We start from the raw sequence: 9,849 nt of genomic DNA, 5'->3' as shown, positions 1-9,849 counted from the left end.
CTCCCCGCTCCTCGCGCGCCGGGTTTCGCGCTGTGGGCCGCGGGGGGGGGGGTCCCCCCCCCCCCCTGTCACCGTCGTCGCGGGGGGGGCGCCCGGGGGGGGCCCCCCCACCGCAACGTCTATGTCATGGGCCGCCACCCCCGTTCCCGGGGCCAGCGGCGCCTGGGGTGAGCTCCGGGGGACTTCCGTCCGGGTTCACGTCAGGCGGTACTGCCTGGTCCTGATGTCCGATGGGTGGATCGCCAGGGTTTTCTGGCGAGAACGAACACTTGATGCGGAACGCAACGGCTTTCCACTCGACCTCGACGTGTCCGCCCGTCCTCTCGACCCGCCCCACAAAATAGTGAGCCGAGACGATGAGCAGCACTGGGATCGATAGGGGAGTAACCGCGGCGATCCAGCTCGCGGTTTCTCCCACTGTTGCGTACCTACCTGGCGGTACTGGGCTTCATGACATGCCCACCTTTCCTGCTCGATGCTTCCAACTCCTCTTGTCGTCGCTGCCCGTGTAGGCGCCTGCGACTCAGGCGTGGTGGTGGGCAGTTACACACTGCCGTTCCGCCTTCGAGTGGGGCTGCGTTGGCGGCTCACGCAGGTTGTAGCCACGGAGGATGACGGCGGCTGCCGAAACCCCCGGTCGACCACCATCGTCGCAGCCGAGCGCTTGTCGCATGGTGGGTTACGCTGTGCGCTGAACCGCCGATGCTGGCTGCGGGCCGGTCGGGACGAGATCCCTACCGTGCTGAGGAGCCGACGGTGGACTTTCAGATCCCTCCGAGCCTGGACGGGCTCGATCTCGACGCGCTGACCGAGCTGGAGAGCCAGGCCGTTGCGGCGTTCGACGCTCTCCGCGACGACCCGGCCTTGGACGCGGACGGCCTCGCCCGGCTGCGTGAGCTGGCCGCATTCGTCCAGTCCGTGCGTACGGAGCAGGCGCGGATCGAGCAGGCGGCGGAGCAGGTCGCCTCCGAGCTGGACGACCTGACCGCGACGGTGCACGGCGCTCCGGAGGGCGGCGATGGCGACGGTGACGAGGGCGACGGCGGCGAAGCCGAGGAGGAGCCGGCCGAGGAAGAGCCAGCGGAGGAGGCGCCGGCCGAGGAGCCGGCGCCCGAGGAGCCGGCGCAGCAGCAGCCGACGCCGGTCGTCGCGTCGCTGGCCCGCCGGGCGGCCCGCCGACAGCCGAAGCCGAAGATGACCAGCGCCGGCAAGTCGGCGGTCATCAAGGCGGCCGCCGACGTGCCGAACGTGCCGCACGGGCACGTGTTCTCCTCGGTGTCGGAGGTCGCGTCGGCGTTCGACGACAAGTTCGCTGGCTTCCCGCGCGGGGTGGGGGTCGCGACCCGCATCAAGCAGAACGTGGCCCGGGTGGAGCTGCCCGTCGACCAGGCGCTCGTCGCCGGGGGCAGGGGCCTGACCGACATGGAGCTGGTGGAGCTGGCCGCGTCGGAGTCGCGGCTGTCGGGCGGCAACCTGGTCGCGGCCGGCGGCTGGGGCGCCCCGTCGGAGACGCTGTGGGAGCTGTGCGAGGGCCTGGAGACGACCGAGGGCCTGCTGGACCTCCCGGGCATCACGGTCCCGCGCGGCGGCGGTATCAAGGTGCCGGCGAACCTCGACTTCCGCGACCTGTATTCCGGGATCGGCTTCGTGCAGACCGAGGCCGACAGCACCGCGGGGGTGGAGAAGTCCTCGTACCGGGTGCCGACGGTGAACTGGGCCGAGACGCGCCTCGAGGTGGACGGGGTGCAGATCGAGCAGGACATCGTGCAGAACGCGGTGTGGCCTGAGCTGACCCGGGACGTGGTGCGGCGAGCGCTGACCGCCCACGAGCACAAGATCAACGCCCGGCTGATTCAGCGGATGGCCGCCGCCCCGGGCCAGTCGACGCAGTTCGCGCTGACCCTCGGCGGCGACGTCGACGGCGACGAGACGACCACCGCGCTGCTCGGCGCGATCTCCCTCGCGGCGACGGACTACCGGTACCGGTACCGGCTGAGCCGCCGGCAGCTCCTCGAGTGCGTGGCGCCGCTGTGGCTGATCGACTGGATCCGGGCGGACATGTCGCGCCGGGCCGGGGTGAACTACCTCGACGTGACCGACGAGCAGATCGTCGCCTGGTTCACCCGGCGGCACCTGCGCCCGCAGTTCGTCTACGACTGGCAGGACGGGTACGCCGACGCGGGCGGCAACGGCTTCGGCGGCAGCGTGGCCCCGGGCCAGTGGCCGGGCACCGCGGACCTGCTGATTTACGCGCCGGGCACGTGGGTGAAGGGCGGCAAGCCGATCATCGACCTGTCGGCGGTCTACGACAGCACGAAGCTGAAGGACAACGAGTACATCGCGCTGTTCACCGAGCAGGCGACGCTGCTGGTGAAGCGGTGCTTCGTGTCCTACAAGGTGAGCGTGCCGCTGTGCCCGACCGGCGTCACCGGCAGCACCGTGGCGTTCGACTGCTCGGCGGTCTGAGCTACCCGTTTGACGGGGCCGCGCCCAGCTCGGACGCGGCTCCCAGCCCCGAGAGGTGAGTGACGGGTGACGCAACCCCTGGTGTACGTGGACGCCCCGGCGACGACGCCGTACCGGTACGGGCTGTTCTCGGCGGCGGTCGTGGTCGACCCCGCCGACCAGCGCGAGTTCCAGGCCGGGGTGGAGTGGGAGCCGCAGTGCGTCGAAGCGCCCGCGCCGACGAGCGCGGCGGCGGCCTCGGACCCGGCGCGGGCGCCGATGACGGTGCCGGACGGGGTGCCGAACGTGAAGGCCGGCGTGGTCCGGCTGTACGCCGGTCTGACCGGCCGGTCGGTTGCCCGGGACGACCTGCTCGACCGGGCCCGCCGGGCGATGGGGGCGGTGGAGCAGCAGTCGCTGGAGCACTACGTATGGACCGGCGAGGCCGGGCAGGCGGAGTTCCTGGCGGCGGCCGGCACCGCGGTCCTGGCGAACTCCGGTGCGGCGCCGGTGCCGCTGGAGAAGGGCGTGGGCCTGCTGGAGGAGCACATCGGCGACAAGTCGGGTGTGCTCGGCGCGGTGTGGGCTCCGCGGTGGACGGCCGGATGGTTCGCGGGGAAGGGCCTGACCCGGATCGAGGGTCCCCGGCAGGTGGCCCCGCTGGGCAACCCGCTGGTGTTCGCGCAGACGACCGGCGTCGGGCCGGGCGGCGCGGCGCCGGCTGTCGACGAGGCGTGGCTGTACGCCACCGGGCCGGTGATGGTGCGGCGGTCGGCGGTGTTCCTGCCGAAGCTGCCGGAGGCCCTGGACCGCACGGACAACGAGGTGTTCGCGGTCGCCGAGCGGTTCTACACGGTGGGGTGGAGCTGCGCGGTGGCGGCGGTGAAGGTCAAGCTGCCGGGCGTGCCGGCGTAGGAGGAGACATGCCGCTGATTTACCCGAAGGACCGCGAGGACGCCCAGGCCCTCGCGAAGCAGCTGCTCGACGCGGCCGGCGCCGAGCGGCACGACGAGGTGCGCACGACGACGGACGGCCCGATCGGGCTGGCGTTCGACGTGCCCGAGGACCTGGCGCAGAAGGTGCTGGGCTCCGGCGACGGCCGGCAGCTCGTCGAGGCGCCGACCGAGGAGCCGGTCACCGCGCAGGGCACGTCGGCTGACGCCGGGGCCGACGGGTCCGGGGCGGACGCCAAGTCGGCGGACGGTTCCTCCCAGCCGTCGACGAAGGCGTCCCGGTCGACCTCGCGCACGTCGCGGAGCTGACCGGTACCCCTCGCCCCGGACCGCGCCGCCCTGCCTGGTTTCTTCCCCGTGCCAGGCGGCGCGGCGCTTTTTGTGTGACCCGCTCCACGGCCCGAGGCGTACATAAAAGATGTATGCAGAGCTGAAATTCGCATACAATGAATATGTACGCAACGCGCTACCCCTACAGGAGGCAGGAAGATGGAGAAGCGGGTCGACGAGCTGCTCGCCGAGTTCAAGGTGGAGGCCGAGGGCGCCGACCGGTACGGCCTGGTCGCCCAGCTGGCGCTGCGGGTGGTGCAGGCCGAGCAGGAGCTGGAGCGGCACTCCCACGAGCTCATCGGGGCAACCGAGGGCGCGGTGGTCGGCGCGAAGGCGGGCGAGCTGCGGACGTCGGTGCGCGGCGACCTGCTGGCCGCCGTGAGCGGCAAGGCGGCGGCGGTCGACGCGGCGATGATGAAGGTGGCCGAGCGGCGGGAGGCCCTGGCGATCGTCGCCGAGGGCGTGAAGGCGGCGCGGGAGGCGAAGCCGGAGGAGAAGCCGCTGCCCGAGCTGGCCGAGAAGGACCAGGTGCGCTGGGACGCCCTGTGGGAGCCGACCCGGCGGCACGGTGAGGTGATGCAGGTCCGCGACGGCATGGTGTGGGTCCAGGAGAGCGGCGCCGACACCGTGTGGGTGATGGGCGTGGAGCGGGTGGAGAAGGTCGAGCCCGGGACCGCGATGGATCACGCGGACTGCCGGGGCTTCGACAACCAGGAGTTCTACTGGCACTGCTACACGCACGAGGTGTACAACCAGTCGTTCTGAGCCGAGCGGCCCGACGCCCCTCGCGCCCCACGTGGGCGCGGGGGCGTCGTCGTTTGTGTGGTCCGCTCCACAGCCCGAGCCATACATAAAACTTGTAGAGGGGCCTGGCGTCTGCCTACAATGAATATGTACAGCAAACCGCCCCGAGTGCGTGAGGAGTGCCCGATGGCCCGCGAGATGAGCTACGAGATGACCCGGACGATCGAGGCGCTGGACGCGCTGACCGCGGGCTTCCGCGAGCGCCTGGTGGCCGGCGAGGGCCTCTTCCCGCGCGAGACGGAGGAGCAGGAGCGTGCCCGCCTGGCCTACAACCGGGCGGCGCGCGAGCACAACGCGCGGGTGTACGCCGACCGCGAGCGGATGGCGCGGGAGAAGCAGGCTGCCGAGAACGCGCGGGAGGTGGCGGCCGTGCGCAAGCGGCTGTGCGACGGGTGCTTCTGCGAGCTGCCGGCGTCGGGCGTTTGCGGCAACTGCTGACCGAGCGAGCCAGAGAGAGGGAGCTGACCGTGAGCATCGAGCTGATCGAGGCCGAGCCGACCGCCGACCAGTGGGAGGTCATCGCGCTGTCCGAGGTGGAGGAGGGCGACGTCCTGTCGTTCGACCTGGAGGCGCTGACCGAGCGGCGGCACGAGCGTGCCCCGCGCGTCGACTGGACGCGGGTGATGGAGGAGGCCGCCGCCGTGGCGGTGCGCGAGGAGCTGGGCGAGAGCGTGCGGCTCCACTTCTACGACCTGGCCCACGAGACGGTGGTGGGCCTGCCCGAGATGGAGGTGTTGCGGCTGGTCTGAGCCGCCCGAGCGCCCCCGCAGCCGTGCTGGCTGCGGGGGCGCTGCCGTTCCCGCCGGCGGGCAGGCCGCCGGCAGTTCACGTGGAGGAAGAGCATGACGACGACGATGGCGCGGCGCGCGAACGCCGTGCCCAGCGACCCGAGGGAGCACGCGCGGGCGATCGCGGAGGCGGTCGACGAGGCGTGGCACAGCCGGTACGGCGGCTCGCGGATCGAGGTGCCGATGAGCGTGGTGGCCGCCCTGGCGCTGGTGGCCCGGGAAGCGCCCGTCCCGGACCAGCTGGACCGGCTGGGGGAGGCGGCGGAGCGCCTGGACTACGAGGGCTTCTGGCTGCTGGTGCAGCGGCTGTGGTGCGAGTTCGCGGCGCTGCGGCCGGACCTGAACCCGCGGACGAAGCACCTGTGGTACTGGATCGACGAGGAGCCGGACGAGACGACGCAGCGGGCGGTGCACGCGGTCGGCCAGGCGGCGCTGCGGCGCGGCGTGTTCGGCCGGTGGGGGCCGGACGGCTGGGGCGACACCGACCTGCTCGGGATGCTGTTGCAGCAGATGAAGAGCCACGGCGGGCGCAAGGGCATCGGGCAGTTCCTGACGCCGGAGAGCGTGACGCTGCTGCTGGGCCGGATGGTCGCGCCGGACGAGGGCGCGAGGATCCTGGAGCCGTGCGCCGGGACGGGCACGATGCTGCTCGGCGCGGCGCAGGCGATGCGGGAGAACGGGCTCGACCCCACGAGGTGCGAGTGGTGGGCCAACGACCTGGACCCGCTGGCGGCGGCGCTGTGCGCGGTGAACCTGCACCTCTGGGGCCTGGGCTGGCGGGTGGTCGTCGGCTGCGGCGACGGGTTGCAGGACGCCTGGATGCACGAGGCGTTGCGGGACCGTCAGGTGGCGATCGACGAGATGCAGGCGGCGTGGCGGCAGGCCAGGCAGATCGTTGCGCTGCGGCAGCTGCTGGACCTGCCGACGCCGGAGAGCGAGTTGTCGCGGCACATGCGGCGGGCGGCGCCGAAGCCGCCGCCCCCGCCGCCGCCCGCGCCGGCCTCGTCGACGTTCGACGCCGACGCGGTGTACCGGCAGGGCTCGCTGTTCTGACCGGCCGCGTGTGTGACGCGCTACACGGCCCACATGTATACATAAAAAATGTACGCAAAGGTGCTGGTCACATACAATGAATATGTACACCCTGCCCCGATTCACCTGGAGGTTGAGATGGGCAAGAGCACCGTGCGGGCCGGCAAGCGCGCGGCGGTCGCGGCCGGCCGGCCGGACAGCTGGCTGGACGAGAACGACTGCTGCCGGGAGTGCGGGGAGCACTTCTCCGGGCCGTGCGCCCCGAGGTGCCCGCGCGGCGAGCCGGTCGACGAGTGCGACGCGCGGCCGGCGGACGAGGAGCCGGTGACGGTGATCGTCACCAGATGGAGCGGCGGGACGACCCGGGTGCTCGGCACGCGCGACGCGCTGGAGGAGTACGCGGCCAGCCGGGTCGCGTGGCGCTACCGGGAGTCGACTGTGGAGAAGATGCTCGCCTGGCTGGCGGACGGTGCACCGTCGCCGCACACGGTCGTCGCGTGGCACGGGGAGACGGAGTTCTGGTCGGTCGACGCGACCGCCTAGTGGCTGCGTAGGCGGGGCTGGGCGGCGTGCCCGGCCCCGGTGCGGAGTCCCTAGACGGGCTCTTGCTGTCCGGTCGCTATTGACGATTGCGGCCGGACAGCGGCAAGGTAACTGTCCAAGTAAGACCCGGTTCACGTGGAGGTAAACCATGGGTCTACGCGCGCTGGTCGGCACCGAGGGTGCCGACGGCACGTACCTGGCGCGGCACGTCCAGCACGACGGCTGCCCGACGATGGTCGTCCCGGCCCTGTCGGTGCTGCTGCACGAGCTGTGCGGCCATAGCCCCGAGCGGGCGGCGACGGTGCTGTTGCAGTGCGACTGGTCGCGGCTGTACGCGGTGCCCGGCACCGGGCCGACCGGCCACATGGTCGGCGTGCCCTCCGAGGGCTACCCGCCGCAGACCGGCCGGATCGCCGAGGCCCGCGCGGGCGACCGCGAGTGGGCGTACCTGTTCGGCGGCCACCGGCTGCACGTCTACCTGGGGGTGTACCCCGAGACGGGCGCGAAGCGGTGGCAGGCGTGGGCGTGCTGGTCGCTGCACGAGCTGCCGAGCTTGACCACCCTCGACCTGCTGGAGGTCCAGAAGGCGGGCTACGCGGCGCAGTGGCGGGCGTCCGACTACCGCGGCTACATGGAGGCGGTCCGCCGGGCCGCCCGGGACGTGACCCGCATCCGGCTCATGGAGTCGGGCCGGTGAGGGCGCTGGTGGGGCAGTTCGCCCCGGGCGGCGGCCGGTGGTACCGGGCCCGGCCCGTCGACCTGGAGGGCCAGCCCAGCTGGACGCTCGCGCAGCTGCGGGCGATGTGGGACGGCCGCTTCCAGGGGAACACGGCGCGGCTGGTGCAGGTCCTGCTGCGCCGGGACTGGTCGGTGCTGGCCGCCACGGGGTGGCCGGCGCAGGTGACGGAGCACAACCCGTGCGAGTGGCGGTACGTGCAGGGCGTCGGGCGCGGCGTCCACGAGGGGCGGTGCGGCCGGGCGCTCGTCGGGCAGCTCGGCGAGACGCCGGCCGCCGACGAGCGGTGGGCCTACCTGTGGGAGCACGGGCTGGGGGCGCTGCACGTCTACGCGGCGCACCGCGGCCGGTGGCACCACCTGGCGACGCTGCCGCCCGACGTGTGGGCCGAGCTGACGGCGCAGCTGGTGGTCGATGTGGAAGCCAGGTTCTGCTGGCTGGAGCGAGAGGAGACGGCGGCGTGACCGCTGGAACGAGGGGACCGGGCAGCCAGCCGATCCGGGCGGACGAGCTGAGGCGCCGGGACGAGGTGCTGCTGTTCGGGCAGCTGATCGAGATCGCCGACGTGCAGTCGGTGCGGGAGTTCCCGACCTGCGTCAACCTGGTGATCCTGCCGCGCGGCGGGGCGCCGAGGGAGACGCTGGTGCCCCGGGACATGCTGCTGCTGGGGATGCGGCTGCCCCGGCTGCTGCCGCTGCGGTGCCAGGGCTGCAAGGGTGCCGTGCAGACGCCGGTCGACCTGGCGCAGGGCGGGGTGCCCGAGGTGGTGTGCGGCGGCTGCCGGGGCCGGATCGTCGAGGGCACGGCGCGGCTGAGCGCCCCCGTCCCGGCGGGGAGGTACTGATGAACGACGTGCTGGCGGCCCTGATGGCAGACAACGACGCCGACCGGGAGAAGTTCCTGAACCGGGAGGTGCTGCGGCACGCGGTGATGCGGCAGATCCTCTGCGAGCGGACGGGCCACGTCCTCGACGTCCGCACGGCGGTGATGGTGACGTGGATCAAGGGCGACAGCCGCAGCGCCGTGGTGGTAACCGGTGAGGCCTGGGACGAGGTGGCCGAGAGCGTCAAGGCAAGGGTGGCCGAACTCGGGGCCGAGCTGGAGGTGATTGACGGTCGGACGCTGAGCTGACGGCCGCAGACAGCGGGGCCGCACCCAGCCGGGTGCGGCCCCGCTCCGCTTGGGCGGGGCCCTGTCTCGGCTACGCTGACGGGGTATTCGCCGCTGGCTGCGGGCCGGGCATGGACCTTCGCTGTTGAGGGATGCCAGATGACCGCAGTGTGCGACACCCCGGTGAAGGGGAAGATGCTCCGCGCCACGAGGCTCGGGGTGTGCGGCGACCCGATCCTGGGCGCCGGAGGATGGCCGGTCCACGTCACGTCGAAGGGCTTCGTCTCGGTCGAGTACGCGGCCGAGGTCGACGACGGCGAGGAGATCGACCAGAAGGACGCCAACGGCGACAGCCTGGTCTACGAGCCGGCCCGCCGGCGGATCAAGCTGTACAACGTGACGGTGACGGCCGGGCGGGTCGACCCGGAGCTGTACACCCTGTTCACCGGGATGCCGGTGGTGCTCGACGAGGACGGCAACGCAACCGGCATGAGGGTCACGACGGCGGTGAACCTCGACAGCGCGGTGGCGCTGGAGGTGTGGTCGGGCACGCAGCTCAAGAAGTGCGTGGCCGGGTCGTTGCAGCGGCCGAGGTTCGGCTACTTCCTGCTCCCGCAGATCATCGACGGGCAGATCGGCGACTTCACGATCGAGAACGGGGCGGCGAGCTTCACGCTGACCGGCAAGGCGATCGAGAACCCGGGGTGGGCTGTCGGGCCGTACGACGTCTACCTGCGTAAGACGGGCGTCGAGGCCCTGATGGACCCGATGGGCGACCAGGACTTGCTGCACCTCGACTGGACGTACCTGCCGCCGCCGGCGCCGACGTGCGGGCTGACCGTGCGGCCGCCGGACGGCACCGTGACGGAGGAGGCCACCGACCCGACGGGCATGACGGCGCAGTTCGCGCCGACGTACGTGCCGGCCGCGCCGGACGACGCGTACACGGTGGATTGGGGCGATGGGGCGTCGTCGGCCGGGCCGGCGATGGCGGCCACGGCCACCCACCAGTACGCGGCGGCCGGCACCTACCTGGTGACGGTCACGCACACGGCCAGCGGGTCGCAGCGCTTCAAGTCGTTCGTCGCCCCGGCCGTCTGAGGTAGAC

13 protein-coding genes are annotated in these 9,849 nt (G+C 72.3%); all 13 read left to right on the top strand.

The features are described from left to right. The first annotated feature begins 756 nt into the window (after positions 1-756). The gene (locus AB0I11_RS28335; RefSeq protein WP_357327191.1) at positions 757-2,466 is read left to right on the top strand and encodes a major capsid protein; all 1,710 of its coding nucleotides are present in this window, start codon (positions 757-759) and stop codon (positions 2,464-2,466) included. Positions 2,467-2,532: 66 nt separating this feature from the next. Continuing rightward, complete coding sequence (locus tag AB0I11_RS28330; protein ID WP_357327188.1) at positions 2,533-3,360, top strand: hypothetical protein; 828 nt, start codon at positions 2,533-2,535, stop codon at positions 3,358-3,360. Between the two features lie 8 nt (positions 3,361-3,368). Then, positions 3,369-3,707 carry a hypothetical protein gene (locus AB0I11_RS28325; RefSeq protein ID WP_357327185.1) on the top strand — a complete coding sequence of 113 codons (339 nt, stop codon included), beginning with the start codon at positions 3,369-3,371 and terminating at the stop codon, positions 3,705-3,707. Between the two features lie 180 nt (positions 3,708-3,887). Continuing rightward, positions 3,888-4,493 carry a hypothetical protein gene (locus AB0I11_RS28320; RefSeq protein WP_357327182.1) on the top strand — a complete coding sequence of 202 codons (606 nt, stop codon included), beginning with the start codon at positions 3,888-3,890 and terminating at the stop codon, positions 4,491-4,493. A 165-nt stretch (positions 4,494-4,658) separates the two neighbouring features. Continuing rightward, positions 4,659-4,970, top strand: coding sequence for a hypothetical protein (locus AB0I11_RS28315; RefSeq protein ID WP_357327179.1), 312 nt, complete (start codon positions 4,659-4,661; stop codon positions 4,968-4,970). A 29-nt stretch (positions 4,971-4,999) separates the two neighbouring features. Continuing rightward, positions 5,000-5,281, top strand: a complete 282-nt coding sequence (locus tag AB0I11_RS28310) for a hypothetical protein (protein ID WP_357327176.1) — start codon at positions 5,000-5,002, stop codon at positions 5,279-5,281. Between the two features lie 93 nt (positions 5,282-5,374). Next, positions 5,375-6,373 carry an N-6 DNA methylase gene (locus AB0I11_RS28305; RefSeq protein ID WP_357327173.1) on the top strand — a complete coding sequence of 333 codons (999 nt, stop codon included), beginning with the start codon at positions 5,375-5,377 and terminating at the stop codon, positions 6,371-6,373. Between the two features lie 117 nt (positions 6,374-6,490). Further along, positions 6,491-6,895: a hypothetical protein gene (locus tag AB0I11_RS28300; protein WP_357327170.1), complete on the top strand. Its 405-nt coding sequence runs from the start codon at positions 6,491-6,493 to the stop codon at positions 6,893-6,895. Positions 6,896-7,043: 148 nt separating this feature from the next. Continuing rightward, entirely contained in the window at positions 7,044-7,592 is a 549-nt protein-coding gene (locus AB0I11_RS28295; RefSeq protein ID WP_357327167.1) for a hypothetical protein, read from the top strand. Beyond that, the gene (locus AB0I11_RS28290) at positions 7,589-8,095 is read left to right on the top strand and encodes a hypothetical protein (RefSeq protein WP_357327165.1); all 507 of its coding nucleotides are present in this window, start codon (positions 7,589-7,591) and stop codon (positions 8,093-8,095) included. Before AB0I11_RS28295 ends, AB0I11_RS28290 begins: the two co-directional genes overlap by 4 nt. Beyond that, a complete protein-coding gene (locus AB0I11_RS28285) occupies positions 8,092-8,475 on the top strand; it encodes a hypothetical protein (RefSeq protein ID WP_357327162.1) in 384 nt (127 codons plus the stop codon). Before AB0I11_RS28290 ends, AB0I11_RS28285 begins: the two co-directional genes overlap by 4 nt. Further along, positions 8,475-8,762, top strand: coding sequence for a hypothetical protein (locus tag AB0I11_RS28280; RefSeq protein ID WP_357327159.1), 288 nt, complete (start codon positions 8,475-8,477; stop codon positions 8,760-8,762). The genes AB0I11_RS28285 and AB0I11_RS28280 overlap by 1 nt, the downstream gene beginning before the upstream one ends. A gap of 138 nt (positions 8,763-8,900) precedes the next feature. After that, a complete protein-coding gene (locus AB0I11_RS28275) occupies positions 8,901-9,842 on the top strand; it encodes a hypothetical protein (RefSeq protein ID WP_357327156.1) in 942 nt (313 codons plus the stop codon). Positions 9,843-9,849: the final 7 nt, after the last annotated feature.

Origin of the sequence: Micromonospora sp. NPDC050495 (assembly GCF_040655175.1) — a bacterium.
Lineage (GTDB): Bacteria > Actinomycetota > Actinomycetes > Mycobacteriales > Micromonosporaceae > Micromonospora.
The sequence above is the reverse complement of the archived record's forward strand: the minus strand, read 5'-3'. Positions and strand labels throughout refer to the sequence as shown.